The sequence below is a fragment of the Acinetobacter sp. NS-4 genome (assembly GCF_037402435.1).
In the GTDB taxonomy this organism is placed as follows: Bacteria; Pseudomonadota; Gammaproteobacteria; order Pseudomonadales; family Moraxellaceae; genus Acinetobacter.
The window spans coordinates 28,138-53,478 of record NZ_JBBEUE010000007.1 but is presented as its reverse complement, the minus strand read 5'-3'; the positions used below and the strand labels follow the sequence as shown (position 1 = coordinate 53,478).

The following is a 25,341-nucleotide window of genomic DNA, read 5'->3' as shown; positions in this document are numbered from 1 at the left end:
TTTCCATTTCAATTACTGGTTCTGTTTGATCTCAAAAGCAACTGAAATATTTTTTAAACAAAAAAAACCCAACCTTGGGGAAAGTTGGGCATATAAAACAAAAACTTGTTTATGGAGAATCAGATCATCATCACATTATTTCAATGTAGTATGAATTGATAGAGATATTATGTTGAAAATATTAAAATAAGTAAAGCCTATTAAAGCACTATGATTTGAAGTTCATCACAATAATGAAATATTTATGTTAAATAAATCACAAAATAAAAAGATCCGATGGTTGTTTATTAAACAAAAAATCACTTTTATGTGATTTTTATTGTTGGAATCGGGTGAATATTTAAAATTCAATGGATAGTTCACATAATAAAAACACATTTAGATTGAATTTTACGATAATTAATAGAATATTAATCCAATTTTACATTGTAAAACATCTATTGATTTTGCTTCTTCTTAAAAAGGTAATTTTAAAAAAATTCATATTTATTTGTTCTGAAAACATTTTTTTAAAAAAATTCATTTGTATGTTTTTTGTACCTAAATCATTTAGAGCAATAACTCAACAAAATAATGTCCTTTTAGTTCATTGACTTAATGTTTTGTTACAATACAATGCTTACTGTTTAATCCATTTTTAACAGAACTGGTAATTATTATGAAAAAACTCGGTTTAGCCACTGCTTTATTATTAGCCATGACCGGTGCGCAAGCATATCAAGTAGAAGTACAAGGTCAATCTGAGTACATCGACAATACTGTAAATGACAAAAACTTTACTGGTGCTGTACAAGGTACTTACTACTTCAAAAATGTTGACTCTTCTAAAGGTCCATTGGCTGAAGCAGCGTTTTTAAACCAAGCCTCTAATGCTTCTTTAGCGTATAACTATGGCGAATACGATGTAGATGCTGATCGCACAGACGTTGTTTCTCATACTATTGGCGCTAAAGCAGAAGCTTACGTTCCAACAAAAATCGTTCCTGTATATGCTAGCGCTTCTTACAGCAACACAATTTCTGACAACAAAGCTGCTGGCGTTGCTGACGACCATGGCGACCGTTATGCTTTAGAAGTTGGTGTTCTTCCAATTAACAACTTCTTGGTTGCTGTTGGTTATACTAGCGTTGCTAACCAAACCTCTTATGATGCTTTCAACATTCTTTCAAATGGTGTTGCTAAAGCTGCTTTAGAATCTGACACAATTAATCAAGACCAAGATGCAATCACTGCACGTACTAAATACGTAGGCGCGATTGACGGTACTAACATGTCAATCGGTTTTGAGTCTGGTTTAGTTTACGGTGAAGATACTGCTTATAATCTAGGTACAACTCTTTTTGTTACCCCTAAATTAAGCGTTGGCGCATCTTACATGGAATCTAGCTTCACTGGTTCACCAGACTCAGCTTGGGGTGCGAACGTAAACTATTTCATCACTCCTGCTGTTGCAGTTGGCGCTTCTTATGTAAATGCTAACTATGAATCAGCTCTTGCAAATGATCTAACAGTTCGTGATACTCAAACTGTTGGCGTAAACGCTAAATTCCGCTTCTAATTCAGTTTAGAAAACGAATCAAAAAAGGACGCACATTGCGTCCTTTTTTATTTTAGGCATGTATTTAATGCCAAAACAACAATTGCCAGATAGATAAAAAATTACCCCTTAAAATAAATAAAAATCCCAAAGCATACAAATGCATGGTCAAAATAAAGCTTTTAGTTTTCTCCAACTTACTTAAAGTTTTATCTTATTTTTTGGATTTGTCCCGATTAGGCAAATGGGCAATGTATTGCAAAGCAATTAAACGTGAAACAATAAGCGCCAAGTACATGACCCCACAGAACATTTGCAGCAATGCCAGTACACGTGCAGGTGCACTCATGGGAATAAGATCAGACAAGCCTGTGGCAGACTGCAAACTAAAACTCAGGAACAATAGATCAAGCCAGCTTTGTAAACCTGCAACATTGGGATTCTGAAAGCTTCCTGGCACCAACAGCTGACAAACGTTATATAAAAATGCAAATCCCCAAGCCAGCAGGGTAAATACCGCTCCTGCAGCAAACAGCTCATCCTGGGTGAGATAACGGTCTTCAAACATATAACGTAACAGACCATAAGTGGCACTAAAATAGGCAGCAGCCTCAAAGCCATGCGCAGTCACTTGTATTAGAGGGTTCTCTACCCCCAATAAAATCAATGAAGAAAAAAACACTGCCCCAACCACAAAACTCAGTCCCAAGAAGGTAAACATTGGGGTTTGTTTAATAACTTTGGCAATGACCAGTAACACCAATACGCCTAATACCCAGCTTATGGTGCGGTAGGTCATGCTGTAATTGACAGCAACCGATACGATTAGAATAATGAATTGTAATGAGAGCAACCAGGCAGAAGGCAATAAGCGAAAAACTTTCCAAACATCAATAATGGCCTGCATTCACAACTCCACAATGTTTCTGTTCTGGTTTATTTAGGGGCTAGCTTTCTTTTTATGGTTTAACTTAGCATAAACTCCGCTCCCTGTAAGTAACAGATGTGTATAAAAATTTCCCATCTTCATACTCACTTTTTGATAAAGTTTTGAGCATAAAAAAAGTCCCTGACGGGACTTTTTTTAAAGTAGTGATCGCTTAGTGGTCTGACGCACCAGAGATACCAATACCTGTTTGTGAACGTACAAACTGTGCATCAAATGCTTTGCGTTCTGCATGCGCACGTGCAGAGCTGTCAGTCACAGAGAACAACCAGCAGCAGAAGAATGATAATGGCATTGCAAAGATTGCCGGGCCATTGAATGGGTTGATTGGTGTATCTGAAATTTGCAATGTATCTACCCAAACTGCTTTAGCCAGTACAATCAATACCACCGCAGTTATCAAACCGACTAAACCGCCAATCACTGCACCACGAGTGGTCAAGCCTTTCCAGAACATTGACAATACCAGTACCGGGAAGTTCGCACACGCCGCTACCGAGAATGCCAAACCAACCATGAACGCAACGTTTTGTTTCTCGAACAAGATACCCAAAATCATTGCGAAAATTGCCAAACCTAAAGTTGCAATTTTAGACATGCGTAGTTCAGATTCAGGCGTTGTTTGGCCTTTTTTGAATACGTTTGCATACAAGTCATGCGAAATTGCTGAAGCACCAGACAATGTCAAACCAGCCACAACTGCAAGAATTGTTGCGAATGCTACTGCTGAAATGAAGCCCATGAACAAGTCACCGCCAACAGCATCAGCCAAGTGAACTGCAGCCATGTTGTTACCACCAACAAGCTCTAACTTGCCAGTAACTGCCATTTTTGCAACATCAAGGAATTGCGGATTATTTGATACGTAAAGGATCGCACCGAAACCAATGATGAAGGTTAATAGGTAGAAATAACCGATGAAACCTGTAGCCACAACCACTGATTTACGTGCTTCTTTGGCATCTTTAACGGTAAAGAAACGCATCAAGATATGTGGAAGACCTGCAGTACCAAACATCAATGCCAGACCTAAAGAAATCGCATCAATCGGGTTCGCTGCAAGTTTACCTGGTCCCATGATATTGCCTGCTTCTGCAAGGCTGATTTCATGTACTTTAGAGAATACCTGAATCGATTGTTCAAACATGTTGGTAAAGCTGAAGCCCACACCTTTCATCACCATGAAAGCCATGAAGGTTGCGCCTGAAAGTAACATCACCGCTTTGATGATCTGTACCCAAGTGGTTGCCAACATACCACCAAAGATTACGTAAGCCATCATTAAAAGGCCCACAATCACCACAGCAATGTTGTAGTTCAAACCGAATAGTAATTTGATCAGCTGACCTGCACCCACCATCTGAGCAATCAGATAAAAGGCAACAACCACCAAAGAGCTGAGTGCTGCCAAGGTACGTACTGGTTTTTCCTCTAAGCGGAATGAAACCACGTCAGACAAGTTGAATTTACCCAAGTTACGTAAACGCTCTGCCACAAGGAACAATACGATTGGCCAACCTACCATGAAACCGAGTGAGTAAAGTAAACCGTCAAAACCTGAACTGAACACAAGTGCAGAAATACCGAGGAACGAAGCGGCTGACATATAGTCACCGGCAATCGCTAAACCATTCTGGAAACCTGAAATACCGCCACCGGCAGTATAGAAGTCTGTAGTACTTGTAGTTTGCTTAGCTGCCCATTTGGTAATAAGCAAAGTGAAGCCCACGAAAATCGCGAACATAATAATCGCATGCCAGTTGGTTGCTTGCTGTTCAGCAGCGCCCAAATCTGGACTAGCCATTGCCATACCTGACATCAGTAGTGTAGACGCAGCAACTGCTTGCGCTTTTAATGAATTCCATTTCATCTGATTATTGTCCTTTTTCATGAGTGATTGCTTCAACTTCACGCATTGCTTCTGCATTCAATGCATCAAGTTTATTGTTCGCAATATACGAATAAACGCCACATAGAATAAAAGACAATACAATAATGCCCAAGCCTAGCGGCATTCCCCAAGTTGTAATACCACCACTAAATGAACTCATCAAGAATTCTTTGTTATAACCAACTAAAAGCATAAATCCAACATAAACAATCAACATGATGATTGTTAAAGTCCAACTTAATCTGCTTTTTCTGCTGACCATTTCTTTAAATTTGGGATTCTGTAGAATACGTTCTACTTGTGCCTCATCCATAATCATACTCCTGTGTGCACCCAGCCATAGGTGAATCTTTTTAATTCGAATTATTTCGTTGTCTAACTTAACAATCTTCTTGGGTTATTGTAATTAATACTTTGGTCGTTAAATTTTGATCAATTAAAGCGGCAAGATTATTAGATAGGGTATCATTACGACATAAATTTACACTGTAGGCAATATGAACAGTTGGCTCATTATTGGGGTTCTCGCCCTTTATATCGCAATACTTTTTATCTGTGCTTTTTTTGGTGAAAAACACGCGAGTCGATTAAGTACCCGCGGCCGCATGTTACTCTTTAGTCTAACCTTAGGGGTGTATTGCTCCTCCTGGACATTCTACGGTGCAACCGGGGCTGCTGTTCGTGAAGGAATTATCTTTCTTCCCATATACTTGGGCCCCTTAATTTTTGTCTGGGTCGGTTATGATATCTGGCGACGCTTAGGCCGCGTGCGTCAGCATCATGCCATTTCTTCGATTGCAGATTTTGTTGCCGCACGTTATGGCAAAAGCGGTCCTTTGGCATCTTTAGTTACAATTCTTGCAGTCATTGCCATTATTCCCTATCTGGCCTTGCAGCTTAGAGCGATTGCCTTGAGTGCTGCAGTGGTTTTGCAACAAAATACCGGCATACAGGGCACCACCAATAGCGTGCTTTTCCTGACCGGGGTTTTAGCCATTTTGGCCATGATTTTCGGTACCCGGCAAATTGCCAATACCGAACAGCATGGCGGTTTAATGCTGGCGGTAGCATTTGAGTCTTTTGTTAAACTGTTTGCCTTGCTGTGTGTGGCATTATTTTTTGTCTTTGACGCACCCGAAAACTTGGGACAGATTTCCAGTGATGTGGTCGATACCTTTAAACAGGTTCAGCTTTTTGGTGTGCCTGAAACCTTTTGGGTACAGACCTTATTAGCCGCACTGGCTGTAATTTGCTTGCCGCGACAATTCCATGTGGCTGTAGTGGAACTGCGTGATGAAAAGCATATTCGCGGCGCACGTCGCTGGTTTGCCACTTATCTGATTCTGACTACGGTTGCTATTATTCCGATTGCCAGCTGGGCCTTGCATGCGGCACCGCACTTTCTAGCGATCCCTGATGTAGCAGTGCTGTCACTCCCCCTGAGTTATGACCAGGAATGGTTGACGCTTTTGGCTTTCTTGGGGGGCTTTTCTGCTTCCACAGGTATGCTGCTGGTCTCTTCCGTGGCCCTGTCGATTATGCTCAGCAATGACCTGATTATGCCGGCCTTATGGCGTAGCGGCTTACTTTCACGTCATGACAAACGTCTGCCTCTGGTGCTGAAATTTACCCGTCGGGTGTGTATTTTAGCCGTCATGCTGCTCGGTTTCTTGTTCTTCCATTTCTTTAATGACATCGACCAGCTATCCGTATTTGGTCTACTGGCCTTCAGTGCCGTGGCACAATTTGCTCCAGCCTTGATTGGTGGCCTGTATTGGCGCGGTGGCAGTAAGCAAGGCGTATATGCCGGTCTGATTGCCGGCTTTGTCATGTGGGCCTATACCTTGTTATTGCCTACCGTACTGCGCAGTCTGCCAGCTGAATACAGTCATTTTAGCCAGCATTTCCTGCTTGCGGGACCTTTTGGTATTAATTGGTTACGTCCGGAAGCCCTGTTTGGTTTTCAATCTTTTGCTCCCCTAACCCATGGCGTGACTTGGGCATTGGGTCTGAATATCCTGCTCTATGTCTGGGTGTCGCGGATTTTCCGGCCCAGCATTGCCGAGCAAATTCAGGCGGAAAGTTTTTTCTATTATGAAACCAAACCTTTGCCGACTCAAAGTAGCTCAAGTGAAATCAATTATTCCCATCAGGATGTTGCCCGTCTAAAAGTTGGCGATTTAATTACCCTGGCCAAACGGATTACTGGTGAAGGACCGGCGACTCAGGCCTTTCGTCAGTTCTGTGCTCAAAACAACGTGGTACTGAATGAAAATAGCAGTGCTAATGGCATGTGGTGGCGCTTCACTGAACAATATCTTGCCGGAACTATTGGTGCCGCTTCCGCGCGTACCCTGCTCACCACTGCAATGGTGAATAATGGTCTAGCGTTGGGGCAAGTTGCCAATATTCTGGATCAGGCCTCGCAATGGCAACGTTTTAACCAGAACCTGATCATGACCATGATTGATCATATGACCCAAGGGGTGAGCGTGGTCGATGAAAATATGTGTCTGGTAGCCTGGAACAATCAATACCTTAAATTGTTCGATTATCCCAAAGATATTGTTTATGTCGGCTGTCCTATTGCCGACCTGATCCGCTATAACGCCGAGCGTGGCGAATGTGGACCGGGTTCGGTAGAAGAACACGTGCGCAAACGGATTCACTGGATGGCCATGGGCAGTGCCCATGAATTTGAACGGATCCGTAAAGATGGTCGTGTGATTCAGATGCGCGGTAATCCGATTGAAGGGGGTGGTTTTGTCACCACCTTTGCCGACATTACGGCCTTCCGTGAAAATGAAGCCGTACTTGAAGCACGGGTACAAGACCGTACCCAGCAGCTGGCCGATGCTCTTTCCGAACAGCAACTGGCACGCGAACAGGCCGACCGTGCCAATATGTCCAAGAGCCGCTTTATTGCCGCTGCCAGTCATGACTTATTACAACCGATGCATGCGGCACGTTTGTTTAGCACTGCTTTAGAACAAAGCGTGCAGTCGGAGGAAGACCGCAAGACCCTGCAACAGCTGGATCGTGCTTTGCATGGTGCAGAAAGTATGTTGTCTGCCCTGCTGGATATTGCCCGTCTGGAAGGCGGTACCATCCAGCCGAAACGTCAACCTTATCCATTGCATGATTTATTAAGTGATTTGGAACTGCAATTTAAATCCATTGCAGCTCAACGTGGCATTAAATTCAGCGTGCATGATGCCCAGTTCTGGATCGATACCGATCCGCAGTGGATTCGCCGTATCATTCAAAACTTCGTCAGTAATGCTTTACGTTATACCGCCAAAGGACGTGTCATTGTCGGCGTGCTGCGTTGTGCCGAAAAACCGCGACATATCCGGATTGGGGTATGGGATACTGGCCCGGGCATTGCCGAAGAACAGCGCATTAAGCTGTTTCAGGAATTTGAGCGCTGCGGCCATACTTCGCCTTGGGGCGAGCAAGGTCTGGGACTCGGCCTGGCCATTGTGCAACGTATGACCAGCCTGCTGGACTATCCGGTACATGTCTATTCCGAATATGGCAAGGGTTCTTGCTTCATGATTGAAGTACCAATTGTGAATGCGCCGAAAGTGGTGACAGCTCCTGTCCAGGCGACTCCGCTGAAAAGCAAGGCCTATAAAATTCTATGTCTGGACAATGATGAAACCATTTTGGAAGGGATGTCTACCTTACTGACCAAATGGGGCTATCAAGTGTTTAAGGCGACTGAACCGGAACAGGCTTTAGAGTTGATTCAGCAAGAGAATATTCAGGTGTGGCTGGTCGATCAGCATCTGAATAACAATAAAGTTGGACTGGATTTCATTCTGGAAAATCGTCAGGAACAGGTGCCTGTGGCCTTAATTACTGCAGATTCCGATCCTGAACTGCCGCAACATTTGAAAGAACTGAATATTGTGCTGCTGAAAAAACCGTTAAAACCAGCCTCACTTCGTTCATGGTTATCGGGCCTGAAAATTTCCGGTTCTTAATCCCTTAGCCTCAAATCAAACGTCCATTGCCTCGCCTGGCAATGGACGTTTTTCCTCCAAAAATCCAGCTTTTTTCCTTTAATTAACAATTTATTTTTCGCTCTAGGCAAAACTGTTCAATTTCTTTATTTTAACTGCCATTTTATTGACTAAAAATTACACATTTTTATTTACTATGGCATAGAACATCAAAATTTAAATATACACTTGTATACTTAGTTACAATTTTTCAAGCCATTATTTTTTAAAATATTTTTTACTAAAAATCACCTTCGTATAACTTTAGTCGTATACCGTTTCCGTTGCTGCCCGCGCATATATAAGAGCAAGAAAAGATCAGTTTTTAGATTTCGAGCAAGTCATAAAAAACGCAGCCTAAGAAACTGATCATCCTACACATTACAGGAATTTGAAGATGAACATTTCTGAAACCGGCCTTCATGATCTGGATCAATCGCAACAGTTTTACCGACAATACGGTGCCAATGCGCTATTACCTGAAATTCAGTGGAATGAACTATTTAAGTACAGCAAATTGGATGACACTCATATTCAGGCTTTGGACACTTTGTATCAAAGTGCAGTTCCCCTCGCCTTACAAGTCTTTGCCGATTTGAATTTCGATGTCTTTAGTCCTGCCGCCTATAAACCGCAAGGCTTAGGCTTATTTGAACGACTTGCAGAACAGGAAGACAAACTGGTTCAATCCTTGCAAACCGAGTCTCGGGACTTAAGCGATAGCGTGCGCCATCAAATCTGGAGCATGCTGTTACGCGGCGGTGCAGTGCTGGTGTTTAAGGCTTGGCTGGGTAAAGTCAAAACCGATGCCAATGTTTTAGATACCACCCAATTTGATGAATTATCCGATCTGCTGTTTATTAAAACCCCACCCTTGGATCTGGCCAGCCATCTGGGTGTTAATCCTCAGGCCAATGAAGATCATATTTTCCTGCTGTATGGCAATGATGTTTATCTGGACCGTTTTAACAGTCTGGAAACCGCAGCCTTATTTGTCGACCTCGGTGTCTATGATGCTGCATTTTTAAGTTTGCGCGATGACAGCGTGGCTGAATATCTGAAAGAAAAAGCATACGTGTCGCAGGAACAGATTGATGATCTGCAATGTGCATTAAATCCATTATTTTGCACCGACCACACCCCTAAACAAAGTTATGTGGCCTAATTTTAAAGCTTAAAACTCATTTCAAAAGCAGTTTCAAAAGCACGTAGCATAAAAAAGGCACCTCATTCAGGTGCCTTTTTTATGCAATGTTTATGTCATGCTGCATTCAACAACATTACATTTTCTTTTCTTCAATATTCAAGGCACTAATCGCCAATACTGCCTGAGTACGGTTTTGCACCCCAAGCTTACGGAAAATGGCGGTGACATGTGCTTTAATGGTTGCTTCAGAAACATCCAGCTCATAAGCAATCTGTTTATTCAGCAAACCTTCCGCCACCATCATCAATACACGGAATTGTTGCGGTGTAAGTGACTGGATACGTTCTGCCAGTGCAGTTTCATCTGCCGCACGCGGGTCAAAGTTCATGTTGGCAGGCAAGTTTGGTGGCAACCAGATTTCCCCTTCCAGTACCTGACGGATCGCTTCACCAATATGGCTTGGATGCGCAGATTTCGGAATATAGCCCATCGCACCATGGGCTATGGCACGTTGAATAATGGACACTTCTTCATGCGCAGACACCACAATAATCGGAATGGACGGATATTGTGCACGAACATGCACCAAAGCCGAAAAGCCCGAAGCTCCCGGTAAATTGAGATCCAGCAAAACCAAATCTGGTTCCGGCCCATTATCTAAGCGTTCATAAAACTCATTTACTGCAGCTGTTTCCTGAATTTGCGCTTGCGGCAAGCTGTAACGAACAGCTTGAATCAAGGCATGACGAAACAGTGGATGATCATCAACGATTAAAATATTCATAAGCAACAACATGAAGGATCTTGTGCACATTAAGCTTATTCTAACCACACAAGGACTATTAAGGATATGCAATCAATAACTTTTTTCATCTAATATGAGATTATTTTCTCAAAAAACTCCTTTTTTTAAGGTTTTTCGAAAAATCATCAAACCTAATCATATTTTGATATAAATTTTATCGATCAGCTCAAAATGCTTATTACTAATGAATATAAATATAAAAATCAAAATATTAAGAGATGTAAAAGTCCATTTTAATGAGTTTATTCTTCATATCTTAAAATAAGATAACTTTTCTTTATTTGCTTATTTTACAGAATATGCCTGCTGTTGATTAATAAACCTATTCCGAGATTTTATGTTTTAGGTTATTCGAAAATGTCTATTTTAAATGTACAAAAACCATTGAATATTGTGGCTGTATCAGGTGGATTAAACAATCCTTCTAAAACCGAAGCGTTGGTACAAGCGATTATTGATGAATTAGGTGAAGCCACTCCAATTCATGTTCACTTTATCAAATTTAGCGAAATCGGTTCTTTACTTGGCGGTGCAATTTACCGTAACCAGTTGCCACAACGTGTACAGGATGACCTAGCAGCAGTTGAGGCGGCGGATGCCCTGATTGTCGGCACACCGGTTTACCGTGCCTCATTCACAGGACTTTTCAAACATTTCTTTGATTTTGTAGAACAAACTGCGTTGGTAGATGTACCGGTATTGCTGGCAGCTTCAGGTGGTAGCGAGCGTCATGCCTTGGTGCTTGAACATCAATTGCGTCCATTGTTCAGCTTTTTCCAGGCACAAACCTTACCGATTGGTGTCTATGCAACAGACCGTGACTTTACCCCTGAATATACCATTCACAGTGAACTGCTGCGTGACCGCATTACCCTCGCTGTAGCACGTGCATTGCCAATTCTTGAATGGGCACCTGCCAAAGGCCAGCGTGCTGAAGTGGTCAAAGAGAAATCTCAGCTAGCCAACCAGAACCTGGGTATCAACAAGCAAATTGAACAGGAAGAAGTACTTCCTTCTGCTGCAGTGCCAAGCCTGGATGCCGCCGAAGCGCGCCTGCACAGCAAAAAAGCACCGAAGTCACAGGTAGCTTAAGAGCGCTAAAAAATTACATCCTGAGGGTATACAGAATGTCAGTACAAGATAAAAACATTACATTTGCTTATTGGGTGCCAAACGTCAGCGGCGGTTTGGTGGTCAGCGATATTGAACAGCGTACGGACTGGAGTTATGACTATAACGTCCGTCTGGCGCAAGCTGCGGAAAAAAGTGGCTTTGAATATGCCTTAACCCAGATTCGTTTTACTGCCGGTTATAACGCGGAAAACCAGCATGAATCGGTCAGTTTCAGTCATGGTATCCTGGCCAAAACTGAGAAACTCAAAGTGATCGCTGCAATTTTGCCGGGTCCATGGAAACCGGCACTGGCTGCCAAACAATTGGCAACCATTGACCACCTGACCAATGGCCGTATTGCCATTAACGTGGTCAGTGGCTGGTTCCGCGGCGAATTTGATGCCATTGGTGAAGAATGGCCGGAACATGACCAGCGTTACGCACGTTCTGAAGAATTTATCCGTAGCCTTAAAGGTATCTGGACTCAGGATCATTTCAGTTTTGATGGTCAATACTATCAATTCAAAGATTACACCCTCAGTCCAAAACCGGTGCAAAAACCACATATTGAAATCTTCCAGGGCGGTAGCTCACGTGCAGCACGTGATATGGCGTCTCGTGTATCGGACTGGTACTTTACCAATGGCAACACAGTGGAAGAGCTGAAAAAGCAGATTGATGATATCCGTGAAAAAGCCAAAGCCAATAACCATACCGTGAAAATTGGCGTCAATGCTTTCATTATTGCCCGTGATACTGAAGAAGAAGCGCAAGCCGTGCTGCAGGAAATTGTGGCCAAGGCCAATGTCCAGGCGGTGAAGTCTTTTGGTGATGCCACCCGTGAAGCCGGGGCAGCAACATTAGAGGGTGAAGGTAACTGGGCAAAATCGACCTTTGAAGATTTGGTGCAGTATAACGATGGCTTTAAAACCAATTTGATTGGTACACCGCAGCAAATTGCGAAACGTATTGTTGAACTGAAAGCAGTCGGTGTGGACTTGATTCTGTCTGGCTTTTTACATTTTATTGAAGAAGTTGAATATTTTGGACAAAAAGTGTTGCCATTGGTTCGTGAACTGGAAGCGCAACAGCTGGCTGTTGTCACGCCTAAGTCTGCTTAATCTCGGTAATCAAACAGACTGTACATGAACTCAAACTATAATAATCAAATGGCATTTCCAACTTTCCCTCAAGGCTCGGCTTGAGGGATTTTTTTTGCTTGTATAGCAGAAATTTTAAGCTCAATAGGAAGATAGATTCTTGCCATCCTTTCTACTCCATCCACTATATTAGCCAGTCTTGTTAAATTTTTTAGCCCTTTCTTTCAGATGAGCATTGGAATTGATACCTTGGAGCCAAAAAGCAATAACCAATCGTCAACCAGAAAAAACAAGAACCGCATGGTGGCTGCTTAAGCTAACTTTTAAAGTAAGGCGATAGCGGCAAAAAATAAGCTGGAAATAAAGATGTCTGCTCAACTTTTACTGCCCATTGCGGGCGCTGCCATTGTATTGGCACTCACCGGATGTGCATCACCATCCAGGTCTCCCATTACCGACAGTTATGGTCCTCAACCGCATCTGCCTGAACCCAAGTCAAGTTTGTTTCCTACGGTCAATATCGCCCCGGCCACAGGCTGGCCTGCCGGCACGATGCCCACCCCGGCTCCAGGTTTGAAAGTTCAGGCCTTTGCCAAAGAACTGGAACATCCGCGCTGGCTGTATGTATTGCCAAATGGTGATGTGCTGGTGGCTGAAACCGATGCACCGCCCAAACCGGATGACAGTAAAGGCATTAGGGGCAAAATCATGAAACTGCTGATGAAGCGTGCAGGCTCATCGCATCCGAGTGCCAACCGCATTCGCCTGCTCCGTGACAACAATGGCGATGGCGTGGCTGACCAAAAAACCGTATTTCTACAAAATCTAAACTCGCCCTTTGGCATAGCGCTGGTTGGCAATATGCTGTACGTGGCCAATACCGACTCGCTCATGCGCTTTCCTTACCAACAAGGTGCAACCCGAATTACAGCAAACGGTAGCAAAGTACTGGATTTACCGGGCGGCACCTTAAACCACCATTGGACCAAAAATGTGATTGCCAATGCTGCGGGCAGCAAACTCTATATTACTGTGGGATCAAACAGTAACGTGGCGGAAAATGGATTAGACCAGGAAGCTGGCCGAGCCTTGATTATGGAATTTGATATTGCCAGTGGCAAAGCACGACCCTTTGCCACAGGGCTGCGCAATCCCAATGGGATGGACTGGCAACCGCAAAGTGGCATGCTCTGGACAGTCGTGAATGAGCGGGATGAAATTGGCAATGACCTGGTGCCCGATTACCTGACTTCGGTCAAAGACGGTGCTTTTTATGGCTGGCCCTATAGCTATTATGGCCAACATGTAGACACGCGGGTAAAACCACAAAATCCTGAACTGGTCGCACGTGCGATTAAACCTGATTATGCTCTGGGTAACCATACGGCTTCATTAGGCCTGACATTTTATACGGCTCAATTGATGCCGCAGTATCGCAGTGGTGCGCTGATTGGTCAACATGGCTCATGGAACCGGAAACCCCATAGTGGCTATAAGGTTATTTTTGTGCCCTTTCAAAATGGCCAACCTTCAGGTCAGCCGCAAGATGTATTAAGCGGTTTTTTAAGCAATAAGGGAGATGCTTTTGGACGACCTGTTGGTGTAGCGGTTGATCGTTCCGGGGCTATTTTAGTGGCCGATGATGTCGGTAATATAATTTGGCGCGTATCGCCCATTGGGACAATGATGGATAACCGGCCAATCAATAAAATGATTAGCCCCGCTTCCGCGAGTCAACAGCCTGTAAGTTCACAACCTGCTGTAGAACAGGCAGCAAAGTAATCATGGCTGAATAAAATGATATAAAAAAGCCCGACATCCTGTCGGGCTTTTTCGTATGGGTTAGTTAAGCATGACTCCTGTCTTTGCTTCACGATCCTGGTGTATGAACGTTTTATTGTTGTTTTATGTTCCGGAACATCCTGTTCCTGTATGAATTCATCATAGGAAAAAAAACCGGCTGCGCCCATCCGCAAAATCCTTAAATTGATGTGCGCCAAAGCGTACAGAACCGGCCAATTTTTATGCGTAGAATATGGGCATTCTTTCTGTCCCGGAAGAATTAATAACTCACAAAAAATCATCAAATTGAATTTTTATTGATCAATTTTATTGACAGAACATTACATATCCGACTAAAAAACACACAAGTTGTTAAGATGTGTACTTTTCAATCTTTTTTATTTCGGTTTTATTTAATTAAGCATTTGATAAATAATAAATTTTAAAAATGCATTTCGTATAACGCCCATTATGTTAAATAGGTAGCATATAGCAACTAGATTAAACTATTATATTTTCAATACATACTATGAAATATATTGAAAATGGTTACTTCAGTACATACCGAAAAAGAGTTAGCCCAAGCTATTAAAAATAATGCAGATACGATTGAAATTCATGGTGATTTAGCTAAAAAGACTATAAAAATTAAAGCAGCAGGCAATGTTGCTTGGGCTATAGCATTTGGCGCAATAGGAGTAGCCATGGCTTCAGTTTTTCTTACAATGGGTTCAGGAGGCACTGCGGCTCCAGCCACAGCTACAGCCCTGGCATTCACCGCTCCTGCGGCGGCGGCAACACTTGGCTTAGGAACAACAATAACGGTTGGCTCTTTGTTTATTGCAGCAGGTAGTATTGGTGCTGCTAAACTATTGTTTGGAAAATTAAGAAAAGATTATGTAATCAAAAATAAAAGAGATAATTTTATTGTATTGAAGAAAAAATAATTTTTTAATTTTTCTAAAATTAACATAATACCCGTTATAAGAGTTTAAAAAATTGAGGCTATAACCTTAGTTTTTATGTATTTTTTTAAAATTAGTGTATTGTTTTCATAGAAAAATCATATATTTCAAGGGGGGTAATATGGGACTATTTAGTTTCATTGGTGATGTAGCTAGTGCTACGTTTGATGTAGTCAGTGATGTAGCTAGTGCTACAGCTGACGTAGTTGGTGATGTGGCTAGTGCTACGTTTGATGTAGTCAGTGATGTAGCCAGTGCTACAGCTGACGTAGTTGGTGATGTGGCTAGTACTACAGCTGACGTAGTTGGTAGTGCAGCTGATATTATTATTGAAAATCCAGGTAAGACAGCATTAGTTATTGGTAGCACAGTAGCCACGGGTGGATTAGCTTTTGTTGCCGCTCCAGCAATTGCTACTGCCGCAGGTGCAGCAGGCTTATTGGGTGCTACAGCTACAACAGGTGCTACGATCAGTACTTTAAGTGGTGCAGCATTGACTAATGCCTCTCTAGCAGCTTTGGGGGGAGGAGCTTTAGCAACGGGAGGAGCAGGTATGGCTGGAGGTACAGCTGTAATAGCTGGAGCTGGAGCAGTAACAGGAGCTGGTTTATCAACAGTCGTAGTAAAAAACCAACTAGATTAAGTTTTAAAATGCATTATAAGTATTATGTTACTTTCTAAATTTATTAAAGTTTTCCTAAAATTAACATAATACACCTTATACGAAATTAAAATTTATTTTATATAAATCATTAATTTAAATCTTATTAAAAGCCTAATTTTCACAAATTAGGCTTTTAAAGTGATTTTTCACGTTCCACGCTCTTAATTCATTTTTTAAACCGAGAAGCAAAAAAGACCTCTATTTCGTAAAATGGCATTTTCTTATTTCATCACGAATAAAAACTCGGATCGGGCACTTTAGCCGTTAACACCCACTCCCCAATTTCCTGATATTTATAATCAACCGGGTCATGCAAAGTTTGGGTACGCACATTGCGCCAAAAACGGTCCAGATTTAATTGGGCTGTGGTGGCACGTGCACCCATCACTTGAAAAATATTTTGTGTGATATACAACGAGGTATTGGTCGCCGCAATTTTGGCAGTCGCAATTGCAATAGACACTTCACCGCGCTGTTCAGCAGTGAGGTCATTGCCTAGATCCCATGCCGTCTGTAAGCTCTGAACCGCTTTAGCTGCCAGTAAACGTACCCCTTGCAGCTGCACATAAAACTCGGCAAAGTGTTTTTGCGTAAACGGGTCATTCACGGCATTTTCAGCCAAAGATTTGGACCAGGCTTTTTGACTTTGCACGGTTTGTCTGGCCGTTTCAAAAGCCCCTTCTGCGACACCTAAAAACAGATGCACAAAAATCAGTTGGGCAATCAGCGGACGTAGGCTCGAATACGGCGTACTGAGTGGTCCCGGATTGAGCAATAACTCATCTTTTTGAATTTTGACCTGCTCAAAATGACTGGTACCGCTGTCGGTCTGGCGTTGCCCCATATTATTCCAGTCACCTAAAAAACTCACCCCTTCGCGCGCAGTAGGAATCACGCCAATCAGTAATTTGCCTTCGTCGTTATAGCCCGAGCATAGCAAGATGTCGGAATCCATCGAACCTGAGCAGAAGCTTTTATCGCCATGAAACACATATTCGGTTTCCGAAATTTTTTCTGCTGTAGTTCGTCGGTCTAATGGATTTAAAGTATTGCCCCAAAACAGGTTTTTTTTGGCTGTTTGTTCAAACCACTTTCCATATTGTTCAGGCTGGGAAAACAGTTGCACCGTTGCAATCAGTAAATGATGAAAGCCATAAACATGCGCCAGTGAACTGTCGACCTGGGCAATGACCTGAATGGTCTGAAATACCGTTTTCCAGTCCGCACCCTGACCGCCATATTGCGATGGAATGGCAAGCCCCAGTAAACCACTTTGACGGATTAAATCACGTTCAAATTTAGGATTTCCACCTTGCTTGTCACGTTCCGCAGCGGTGGTTGCAAATTGTTCCGCAAGTTTTTGAGCGATGTGTAATGGATTTGAATTTAAAAGTGGAGATGAAGCATTCATAATATGATCTGATTATTGCTATATTTTTAGCTTAGCAGATGATGTTTTGCTGCTTTATCTGAATGCCTGCTGTGCTTATACATAAAATAAAAATACCGCCTGAACATACAGGCGGTATTTTTTATAAATCGCTTATTTGTCGGGATAGACCGTCGCGATCAGATTATCCACCACCTGTGGATCTGCCAAGGTTGAGGTATCACCCAAAGTGTCCAGCTCATTGGCAGCAATTTTTCTTAAAATACGGCGCATGATTTTACCGGAACGGGTTTTCGGTAAAGCAGGTGCCCAATGCAAGGCGTCCGGTGTAGCTACGGGTCCCAAAACCTTACGCACCCAGTTGATCAGTTCATGACGCAGCTCTTCAGATTCCTCAAAATTTGCCTGTAAGGTGACGAATGCACAGATGCCCTGTCCCTTAATATCATGCGGCATACCGACCACCGCCGCTTCAGCCACATGTTCATGTGCCACCAGAGCACTTTCCACTTCTGCCGTACCCAAACGGTGGCCGGAAACATTCAGTACGTCATCGACACGTCCGGTAATCCAGTAATAGCCATCCTTGTCACGGCGTGCACCATCTCCGGTGAAATAGCTTCCTGGATAAGTCGAGAAATAGGCTTCAATAAAACGTTCAGGATCACCCCAGATGGTACGCATTTGCCCCGGCCAGGAATCCTTGATAATCAGGTTGCCTTCGGCTTCACCTTCAAGTTCCTTGCCTTCAGCATCGACAATGGCCGGTTGTATGCCAAACAATGGTCGGGTGGCAGAACCCGGTTTTAAATCTGTGGCACCCGGCAGAGGTGAAATCAGGATTCCACCCGTTTCGGTTTGCCACCAGGTATCGACAATTGGACAGCGGCTTTCACCGACCACGGTGTAATACCAGTTCCAGGCTTCCGGATTGATGGGTTCACCTACGGAACCGATCAGGCGCAAGCTGCTGCGGTCGCTTTCACGAACAAAAGTATCTCCTTCTCGCATCATGGCACGAATCGCCGTGGGTGCGGTATAGAGAATGGAAACATTATGCTTATCGACAATATGACCGGTACGCGCCCAGGTCGGATATTGCGGTACGCCTTCAAACATCACCGTGGTGGTGCCATTGGAAAGTGGGCCATAGATCACATAGGAATGCCCGGTAATCCAGCCGACATCTGCGGTACACCAGAACACATCATCCTGCTTGATATCGAAGACTTCGCGGAAAGTGGAATTCACATAAGTCAGATAGCCACCGGTCGTATGCAACACTCCTTTAGGCTTGCCGGTCGAACCCGAGGTATACAGAATGAATAGCGGATCTTCAGCATTCATCGGTTCAGGCGGGCAGATTTCATTCACCGACATGATTTCCATGTGATACCACAGGTCACGTCCTTCCTTCAGCTCAATCGGATTACCGGTACGGTGTACCACAATCACATGTTCAACCGATTCAGTCCCGGCAATTTTCAAGGCTTCATCAACATTGGCTTTGAGCAGAATCGGCTTACCGCCGCGCATTCCGGAATCGGCGGTAATCACCATTTTGGCCTGACTGTCTTCAATCCGGCTGGCCAGAGAATCTGGTGAAAAGCCGCCAAATACCACACAATGCACCGCGCCAATCCGGGCGCAGGCCAGCATCGCAATTGCGGCTTCAGAAACCATCGGCATATACAGCACCACCCGATCGCCTTTTTTAATTCCATTTTTTTTCAGAACATTGGCAAAACGGCAGGTTTCATCATGCAGTTCTTTAAAGGAAATAATTTTATGCCGTGAAGGATGGTCCCCTTCCCAGATAATGGCCGGCTTGTGTGGATGTTCTTTTAAATGGCGGTCTAGACAGTTGGCACTCAAATTTAGCTGTCCATCGGCGAACCATTCAATCTTGAAATTGTTCTTGTCGAAACTGGTATTTTTGACCTGGGTAAAAGGTTTAATCCAGTCCAATTTTTTAGCCTGTTCAGCCCAATATTCATCAGGCTGCTCGATGGATTTCTGATAACGCTCGAAATATTCAGATTCATTGGTGCGAGCGGTTTTTTTAAATTCTTCTGGTACAGGATAGATTTCATTCATTGCTTACTTCCTTGATCTTATTCATCTCATCACGAGATGCTATGCCGCGTTATTGCTTTATTTATTGACTGCGTATTTACAGTATGGCGATTATTTTTCAACCGCTTCAATCATGCTTTGGTCGTAGTTTATTTATACAATAAAAAACACATACCCCTTATCATATTCAATCAAAAATATGGTTTTATTCGTATCTGATCTGTTCATTTAATCTTATAATTTAAGCAGAAAATACCGTTCTAACTTTGCAGAATACATCATTTTCTTATCTCTATCTTAACCGGAAAAGCGTATGAAACCGCAAGACTCCTCCCCCTTTTTTTCCCGATCTCAACCGGCCAAGGCAGATAATCCGCTTTCTCCAGAAGGGCGTTTCGGTCGTTTGAGTTCTATTGGCTGGTATGGGTTCGTGCATTTAATTGCTTTTTTTGCCACGATTGCCTTCAGTCTGGCGCTGGGTATTTTTAATGTGCATACCCTGTCTATGAGCAATCAGTTCGTCAATACTCTGACCGGAATAGCTGGACTAGGCTTTGTGGTGATACTGGTGCTGTATGTTTATTTCTTGATGGTGATTACGGTACGCCGCCTGCATGACCTGAACCGTAGTGGCTGGCTGATTTTGCTGTTTTTGCTGCCACTGGTAAATATTTTTATGGGACTGTATCTGCTTTTGGGTTCGGGCAGCAAAGGCATCAACAACTATGGCCTGCCGCGTGAAACACCGGTCTTGGAGAAAATATTGGCCTGGCTGATCATTATCATCACTGTGTTAAGTTTCTTGGCTTCAGGCAGCATCGTGTCTTATAGGTTTGGTGCCGGTGAACTGGAAATGCCACAAAAAGTAATTCAAAAAGGTACTGCATACTTTTAAACAGGCTGACAGTTTTCTCACAAAACTATAGTGAATGCCGCATATTGCTGGTTAAATTATTGCTGAGTTTCAGGCAAAATACCGGCCAATGATCATAATCCGGAATATCTGTGGCTGAACAAAACAATGCCTTGAGTGAAGTGACCCAAGGCACCTCAGACCTGTTGCACGAAGCAGGTGAAAAAACGGCACAGACCGTGCTCGAACATACCGCAAAATACAATGATGCCTACTCGACCATCGATAAATTTGTCGAGGCATTCTGGGAACGTTTACCTTACATCTGTATTGCACTGGTGGTTTTCACCATTTTCTATTTACTGTCAAAACTGTTTAAATTTTTTGTCCGTAAAGCCTTGGCCGACCGCAGCTATACCAAACAGAATCTGGTCCTGGTGCTGAACCGGGTCGGTAGTTCAGCCATTATCTTCTTTGGCTTCTTGATTGCCATGGTGATTTCCATCCCGGGCTTTACTCCAGGTCAGCTAATGAGTGCCTTGGGGATTGGTTCGGTTGCGATCGGTTTCGCATTCAAGGACATCTTCCAGAACCTGCTTTCCGGTATTCTGATTTTACTGGGCGAACCGTTCCAGATTGGTGATGACATCATTGTCTCTGGCATGGAAGGTACTGTAGAAGATATTCAGATTCGTGCAACATTTTTACGCTCACCGGATGGCCGCCGTATCGTGATTCCAAACGCTACGGTTTATACCAGTGCAGTCACGGTAAATACCGCTTATCAGCGTCGCCGCTGTGAATTTGTGGTGGGTATTGGCTATGAAGATGATATCCAGAAAGCCAAAAGCATTATCATGAGTATTCTGGACAAAGATCCAACCATTTTGAGCCAACCAGGTTTTGCAGTGAACGTGAATGCCTTGGCAGATTTCTCGATTAACCTGAATGTGCGCTGGTGGGTCGATACCACTGAAACAACTACCGCAGCTTCCATCAGTGAAGTTCAGGAACATGTGATTCAAGGTTTTGCTGAACACGACATTTCTATTCCTTACCCGGTACAGGAAGTGAAAATGTATCGTGGTAGTAGCGATGCTGAAGCGCCTGAATCAGCTCGCGCTAAATAAGCGCCCGAGTACGTAGGGAATTACGGTTTCGGTTCGAATAATACGGTTGCCTAAGCTCACCGCTTGGCAGCCGTTTTTTATCAGTAAATCCACTTCATAGGGAATAAAACCGCCTTCTGGCCCAATCACAATGCTACATGGATGATCAATCACAAACGGCATTTTGATGTCTGCATAAGGATGGGCCACATAAGCCGGACATTCCGCAGTAATTAAACCGGGTAGGACATCTTCTACAAAAGGCTTAAAGCGTTTATAGATTTCAATTTTTGGCGCAATGGTATCGCCAGCCTGTTCCAGACCCAGTGTTATATATTGATCCAGCTGCTGTAAAAATGGGGTTTGCCAATAGCTTTTATCTACCCGATAGCTATGCAATAGAATAATTTTCTCTACACCCAGCGTGACGCTATCCATAATCAGGCGGCGCAGCACTTTTGGACGCGGCATGGCGACAATTAAAGTGACCGGTAATTTTGCCGGAACCATTTCTTCTTTAATGGGTTTTAATTTTATGGCGTGTTCTGTCACTTCGACAATTTCTGTGAGATAGCGTTGCCCTTCCCGAATCCCGACTTTTAGCGTGTCTCCGACTTGGATATCAACATGCGTGCGTAAATGCTCAAGCTGACGTTTGGCACTAATCGTCCAGATTTCAGATTCGGTTTGGCGTGGGTCAAGAAGGACGATGTTCATAGAATCCAGTACTTAAAAATATGCAATCATTCGATACGCGGAAGGCGACAGGGATGTCGCCACGTTGATCTGTACAGCAGGGATGCTGTATCAGATCAACACAGGATTTTTGCTACTTTTGATCCGTCAAAAGTAGGAATAGCCTATACAAATAACATTTAAATTTTGCACTTCAATATGAGGCAGTGACATATAAGATATCTATTATAAATACTGATCAATCACTGCAATATGCTTTGCCAATGAGCCTGTATTTTTAAGCATAATCTTCTGTGCATTTTGATTCAATTGTGCTGCAGCCATGTGATCGTTTAACAGTTCAATTAAAACCTTCGCTGCCTGCTCTGCATCATCGACAACTTTCACCCCATCCACTGCTACAAATTCATCAACAATGGTCTGGAAGTTAAAGTAATTTTTACCCAAAACCGTCGGCACATTTAATGCAATCGGTTCTAAAATATTATGCCCACCGCCCGGTTCATTCAGCGAACCACCGACAAAACAGACATGGCTTAAGGCATACCAAAACCACATCTCGCCCATACTATCGGCCAAATAGACTTGGGTATTGGGCTGAATGGATTCACCTAAACTGCGACGTTGAGTCTCTAGATTCAATACTTGTGCAATCTGAAACACTTCATTAAAACGTTCCGGATGACGTGGTACCACAATCACCACAATTTCGGGATGCTGGGTTAAATAAGGCTGTAAAGCGGCGAGTAATTTTTGCTCTTCTGGCGCATGCGTACTGGCAATAGTAATAATTTTACGTGGGGCTAAATTCCAGTCTTGCTTGAGTTGCTGAGCCTGTTGAATAAAGCTTTCCGATGCATGAATATCAAATTTAATACTTCCTAACACCTGTCCTTTATTCGCAGATAAACCTAAATGGATAAAGCGCTCTAAAGTCGCTTGGTCTTGTGCCAGTAACTGGTCTAAGCCACTGAGCATGCCTTGGCTAAGCCCTTGAACTTTGCTGTAGCCTTTGGCGGATTTTTCCGAAAGACGGGCATTAATCAGTAAACATGGCACTTTAAATTGCTGGGCCTGATCAATTAAATTCGGCCAAATTTCAGTTTCCACCAAAGCCAGTAATTTCGGCTGATATTTTTGATAAAACGCCTGAACTAGTTTTTTCTGATCGGCAGGTAAATACACGGCCTGGAACAAATGCTCATACGGGGCTTTTAAAAACAGAGACTTGGCACGAGCTTGGCCGGTCTTGGTGGTATTGGTCACTAAAACGGCATGACCTAATTTTAAATAATGTTCAATTAAAGGCTGCGCAGCATTGGTCTCACCTACCGACACCACATGAAACCAAAGCGCATGCAGATTTTTAGGCGTCTGAAAAGGACCAAAACGCTCGAGGCATTCTTGTTGCAATTGCTCCATATTCAACGCACGTTTTTTGATCCGCCATTGATACAATGGTTTAATGACTGATAATGCTGCGTTGTACCAAAAAGGAGTAGCCAAACAAGTTGCCTCAAATGATGTTCAATCGGCAAAATATAACAGAGCAGCCTCCACATGTTAATGAATTCTGCTCTGTGTAATAATTTATTCTGCTCTATTTATATATCAACTTAGCTTTCGGCTAGCTGTTTATTCAAGAAAGGATAATCGATATAACCTTCTGCCACATCGGTACCAATCATATTTTCAAACTTCAATTCATTCAGGGGTTCATCTTCCACCAAACGCTCAAACAGATCAGGATTGGCAATATAATCCTTACCAAAAGACACCGCTTCTGCTTTGCCCGATGCCAATAATTCAAGCGCATCTTCACGGCTTAAACGCATATTGGCAATATACGGCACACCATTTGAACGTGCTTTCATATCCAGGCTGATGCTGTCATCTGCCAAGTATTCACGGGTAAAGAAGAAGGCAATTTTACGCTGTCCCAATTGTTCTAGCACATAACCAAAGGTTTCTTTCGCATTGGCATCGCCCATATCATGTTCATCGCCACGTGGTGCCAAATGTACACCAACACGACCGGCGCCCCAAACTTCAATCAGCGCATCCACCACTTCCAATAAGAAGCGGGCACGGTTTTCAACTGAACCGCCGTATTCATCTTCACGCAGATTGGTTTTGCTTTGTAAAAACTGGTCAATCAAATAACCGTTGGCTGCATGCAGTTCAACGCCATCAAAACCGGCAGCTTTGGCACGAATGGCAGACTGTTTATATTGCTCAGTAATCGCTTGAATTTCTGAAATTTCCAGTGGACGAGGCACCACATATTCACGTTTTGGACGCAATAGACTGACATAACCCGCCTGTTTAACATCACTTGCAGAAACCGGGGTTGCACCATTTAACAGATCCGGGTGCGATACACGACCGACATGCCACAATTGCGCCACGATCAAACCATCTTTGGCATGCACAGCATCTGTAACCAGTTTCCAGCCTTCTACTTGCGCCTCAGTAAATAAACCCGGGGTTTTTTCATAACCATTGGCTTCTTCTGAAATCACGGTTGCTTCAGAGATGATTAAACCTGCACTCGCACGTTGCGCATAGTATTCAGCCATCATTGGTGTAGGTACACGGTCTGATGTGGCACGGCTACGTGTCAATGGTGCCATCACCACTCGGTTTTTAAGTTTAAGTTCACCAAATTGAATCGGTGTTGAAAAATCTGTCATCCAGCAATCCTCTTACAGCTTGCACGGACTGATTAAAGTCTAAAGCGCATGCTGTAAATGTTGTAAAAACTCTTCGATCAGTGCTTCATTACGCGAGAAATAAGACCATTGCCCATATTTAGTGACATGAATCAGCCCTGCCTGTTGCAGCACCGATAAATGATTGGACATGGTTGATTGAGAGATATCGGCAATTTTTTCCATCTGCCCTGCGCACACGCCACGACTAAAATCAGTTCCACATTCTTCAGCAGAAATATAGCGTTCAGGTTCTTTTAAACATTGCAGAATCTGACGTCTAATCGGGTTGGCTAAGGCTTTATAAATTGCTTCTGTGTCCATCTCATTTCACTCATGTTCATGATCAGCACCTTACCTAGAATCATTATATCGAATTTATGCGATATTAATATCGAAATTTATCGATATTGTATATTCATTTTGTAAATTGCTGCAATCTTGTACAAATTCACTCTATTCTAACATTGTCTGATCAACAGGTTGGAGGAACTCAACTCACCCAATTTTAAAGCTAAAAAAACAGAGGACCGGCCTCTGTTTTTTTGG

The 25,341-nt window shown here is 43.2% G+C and carries 20 protein-coding genes; 10 read left to right on the top strand and 10 right to left on the bottom strand.

The window, feature by feature from the left end; all coding sequences use genetic code 11:
- Window positions 1-658 precede the first annotated feature (658 nt).
- Window positions 659-1,558 carry a porin Omp33-36 gene (omp33-36, locus tag WAE57_RS07315; RefSeq protein ID WP_337709651.1) on the top strand — a complete coding sequence of 300 codons (900 nt, stop codon included), beginning with the start codon at window positions 659-661 and terminating at the stop codon, window positions 1,556-1,558.
- Window positions 1,559-1,751: 193 nt separating this feature from the next.
- Here omp33-36 and WAE57_RS07310 read toward each other — a convergent pair whose 3' ends face one another.
- The 3 genes from WAE57_RS07310 to WAE57_RS07300 form a co-directional block, all read right to left on the bottom strand.
- Complete coding sequence (locus tag WAE57_RS07310) at window positions 1,752-2,444, bottom strand: ion channel (protein ID WP_237786902.1); 693 nt, start codon at window positions 2,442-2,444, stop codon at window positions 1,752-1,754.
- A gap of 193 nt (window positions 2,445-2,637) precedes the next feature.
- Window positions 2,638-4,353, bottom strand: a complete 1,716-nt coding sequence (locus WAE57_RS07305) for a cation acetate symporter (protein WP_237786903.1) — start codon at window positions 4,351-4,353, stop codon at window positions 2,638-2,640.
- A 4-nt stretch (window positions 4,354-4,357) separates the two neighbouring features.
- A complete protein-coding gene (locus tag WAE57_RS07300; protein ID WP_237786904.1) occupies window positions 4,358-4,687 on the bottom strand; it encodes a DUF485 domain-containing protein in 330 nt (109 codons plus the stop codon).
- A 184-nt stretch (window positions 4,688-4,871) separates the two neighbouring features.
- Between WAE57_RS07300 and WAE57_RS07295 the strand changes: the two genes are divergently transcribed.
- Together WAE57_RS07295 and WAE57_RS07290 are read left to right on the top strand one after the other, a co-directional pair.
- On the top strand, window positions 4,872-8,363 hold the full coding sequence (locus WAE57_RS07295) for a PAS domain-containing hybrid sensor histidine kinase/response regulator (protein WP_337709644.1): 3,492 nt from the start codon (window positions 4,872-4,874) through the stop codon (window positions 8,361-8,363).
- A gap of 415 nt (window positions 8,364-8,778) precedes the next feature.
- Window positions 8,779-9,546 carry a hypothetical protein gene (locus tag WAE57_RS07290; protein WP_337709642.1) on the top strand — a complete coding sequence of 256 codons (768 nt, stop codon included), beginning with the start codon at window positions 8,779-8,781 and terminating at the stop codon, window positions 9,544-9,546.
- A gap of 115 nt (window positions 9,547-9,661) precedes the next feature.
- Here the strand turns inward: WAE57_RS07290 and WAE57_RS07285 are convergent, their stop codons facing one another.
- Complete coding sequence (locus WAE57_RS07285; RefSeq protein WP_086174782.1) at window positions 9,662-10,312, bottom strand: response regulator transcription factor; 651 nt, start codon at window positions 10,310-10,312, stop codon at window positions 9,662-9,664.
- 378 nt (window positions 10,313-10,690) lie between these two features.
- Between WAE57_RS07285 and msuE the strand changes: the two genes are divergently transcribed.
- From msuE to WAE57_RS07260, 5 genes are all read left to right on the top strand, one after another.
- Complete coding sequence (msuE, locus tag WAE57_RS07280) at window positions 10,691-11,425, top strand: FMN reductase (protein WP_337709640.1); 735 nt, start codon at window positions 10,691-10,693, stop codon at window positions 11,423-11,425.
- A gap of 35 nt (window positions 11,426-11,460) precedes the next feature.
- Window positions 11,461-12,567, top strand: coding sequence for a dimethylsulfone monooxygenase SfnG (gene sfnG / locus WAE57_RS07275; RefSeq protein WP_337709638.1), 1,107 nt, complete (start codon window positions 11,461-11,463; stop codon window positions 12,565-12,567).
- A 345-nt stretch (window positions 12,568-12,912) separates the two neighbouring features.
- Entirely contained in the window at window positions 12,913-14,328 is a 1,416-nt protein-coding gene (locus tag WAE57_RS07270; RefSeq protein ID WP_337709636.1) for a sorbosone dehydrogenase family protein, read from the top strand.
- Window positions 14,329-14,873: 545 nt separating this feature from the next.
- Window positions 14,874-15,275: a hypothetical protein gene (locus WAE57_RS07265; RefSeq protein ID WP_337709634.1), complete on the top strand. Its 402-nt coding sequence runs from the start codon at window positions 14,874-14,876 to the stop codon at window positions 15,273-15,275.
- 139 nt (window positions 15,276-15,414) lie between these two features.
- Window positions 15,415-15,936: a hypothetical protein gene (locus WAE57_RS07260; protein ID WP_337709632.1), complete on the top strand. Its 522-nt coding sequence runs from the start codon at window positions 15,415-15,417 to the stop codon at window positions 15,934-15,936.
- 250 nt (window positions 15,937-16,186) lie between these two features.
- Here the strand turns inward: WAE57_RS07260 and WAE57_RS07255 are convergent, their stop codons facing one another.
- Window positions 16,187-17,368, bottom strand: a complete 1,182-nt coding sequence (locus WAE57_RS07255) for an acyl-CoA dehydrogenase family protein (RefSeq protein WP_337709631.1) — start codon at window positions 17,366-17,368, stop codon at window positions 16,187-16,189.
- Between the two features lie 132 nt (window positions 17,369-17,500).
- The gene (gene acs / locus WAE57_RS07250; protein ID WP_337709629.1) at window positions 17,501-19,444 is read right to left on the bottom strand and encodes an acetate--CoA ligase; all 1,944 of its coding nucleotides are present in this window, start codon (window positions 19,442-19,444) and stop codon (window positions 17,501-17,503) included.
- Window positions 19,445-19,736: 292 nt separating this feature from the next.
- On the opposite strand from acs, the gene WAE57_RS07245 reads away from it, so the two are divergent.
- Complete coding sequence (locus tag WAE57_RS07245; protein WP_086174678.1) at window positions 19,737-20,318, top strand: DUF805 domain-containing protein; 582 nt, start codon at window positions 19,737-19,739, stop codon at window positions 20,316-20,318.
- 110 nt (window positions 20,319-20,428) lie between these two features.
- Entirely contained in the window at window positions 20,429-21,406 is a 978-nt protein-coding gene (locus WAE57_RS07240) for a mechanosensitive ion channel family protein (protein WP_337709626.1), read from the top strand.
- Here WAE57_RS07240 and WAE57_RS07235 read toward each other — a convergent pair.
- The 4 genes from WAE57_RS07235 to WAE57_RS07220 form a co-directional block, all read right to left on the bottom strand.
- Window positions 21,389-22,102 carry a 16S rRNA (uracil(1498)-N(3))-methyltransferase gene (locus WAE57_RS07235; protein ID WP_337709625.1) on the bottom strand — a complete coding sequence of 238 codons (714 nt, stop codon included), beginning with the start codon at window positions 22,100-22,102 and terminating at the stop codon, window positions 21,389-21,391. The two genes, WAE57_RS07240 and WAE57_RS07235, sit on opposite strands and share 18 nt — an antisense overlap.
- Before the next feature lie 204 nt (window positions 22,103-22,306).
- Window positions 22,307-23,587 (bottom strand): 3-deoxy-D-manno-octulosonic acid transferase, encoded by a 1,281-nt coding sequence (locus WAE57_RS07230; RefSeq protein ID WP_337709623.1) that lies wholly within the window; start codon window positions 23,585-23,587, stop codon window positions 22,307-22,309.
- A 110-nt stretch (window positions 23,588-23,697) separates the two neighbouring features.
- On the bottom strand, window positions 23,698-24,774 hold the full coding sequence (locus tag WAE57_RS07225) for an alkene reductase (protein ID WP_337709620.1): 1,077 nt from the start codon (window positions 24,772-24,774) through the stop codon (window positions 23,698-23,700).
- Between the two features lie 39 nt (window positions 24,775-24,813).
- On the bottom strand, window positions 24,814-25,116 hold the full coding sequence (locus WAE57_RS07220; RefSeq protein WP_086174683.1) for a metalloregulator ArsR/SmtB family transcription factor: 303 nt from the start codon (window positions 25,114-25,116) through the stop codon (window positions 24,814-24,816).
- Between the last annotated feature and the right edge of the window lie 225 nt (window positions 25,117-25,341).

Coding starts and splice junctions, on each gene's coding strand:
- WAE57_RS07260 (WP_337709632.1), top strand. CDS start 15,415: ATGGGACTATTTAGTTTCATTGGTGATGTAGCTAGTGCTACGTTTGAT.
- WAE57_RS07310 (WP_237786902.1), bottom strand. CDS start 2,444: ATGCAGGCCATTATTGATGTTTGGAAAGTTTTTCGCTTATTGCCTTCT.
- WAE57_RS07270 (WP_337709636.1), top strand. CDS start 12,913: ATGTCTGCTCAACTTTTACTGCCCATTGCGGGCGCTGCCATTGTATTG.
- msuE (WP_337709640.1), top strand. CDS start 10,691: ATGTCTATTTTAAATGTACAAAAACCATTGAATATTGTGGCTGTATCA.
- WAE57_RS07225 (WP_337709620.1), bottom strand. CDS start 24,774: ATGACAGATTTTTCAACACCGATTCAATTTGGTGAACTTAAACTTAAA.
- WAE57_RS07305 (WP_237786903.1), bottom strand. CDS start 4,353: ATGAAATGGAATTCATTAAAAGCGCAAGCAGTTGCTGCGTCTACACTA.
- sfnG (WP_337709638.1), top strand. CDS start 11,461: ATGTCAGTACAAGATAAAAACATTACATTTGCTTATTGGGTGCCAAAC.
- WAE57_RS07220 (WP_086174683.1), bottom strand. CDS start 25,116: ATGGACACAGAAGCAATTTATAAAGCCTTAGCCAACCCGATTAGACGT.
- WAE57_RS07265 (WP_337709634.1), top strand. CDS start 14,874: ATGGTTACTTCAGTACATACCGAAAAAGAGTTAGCCCAAGCTATTAAA.
- WAE57_RS07285 (WP_086174782.1), bottom strand. CDS start 10,312: ATGAATATTTTAATCGTTGATGATCATCCACTGTTTCGTCATGCCTTG.
- WAE57_RS07290 (WP_337709642.1), top strand. CDS start 8,779: ATGAACATTTCTGAAACCGGCCTTCATGATCTGGATCAATCGCAACAG.
- omp33-36 (WP_337709651.1), top strand. CDS start 659: ATGAAAAAACTCGGTTTAGCCACTGCTTTATTATTAGCCATGACCGGT.
- WAE57_RS07235 (WP_337709625.1), bottom strand. CDS start 22,102: ATGAACATCGTCCTTCTTGACCCACGCCAAACCGAATCTGAAATCTGG.
- WAE57_RS07300 (WP_237786904.1), bottom strand. CDS start 4,687: ATGGATGAGGCACAAGTAGAACGTATTCTACAGAATCCCAAATTTAAA.
- acs (WP_337709629.1), bottom strand. CDS start 19,444: ATGAATGAAATCTATCCTGTACCAGAAGAATTTAAAAAAACCGCTCGC.
- WAE57_RS07255 (WP_337709631.1), bottom strand. CDS start 17,368: ATGAATGCTTCATCTCCACTTTTAAATTCAAATCCATTACACATCGCT.
- WAE57_RS07245 (WP_086174678.1), top strand. CDS start 19,737: ATGAAACCGCAAGACTCCTCCCCCTTTTTTTCCCGATCTCAACCGGCC.
- WAE57_RS07295 (WP_337709644.1), top strand. CDS start 4,872: ATGAACAGTTGGCTCATTATTGGGGTTCTCGCCCTTTATATCGCAATA.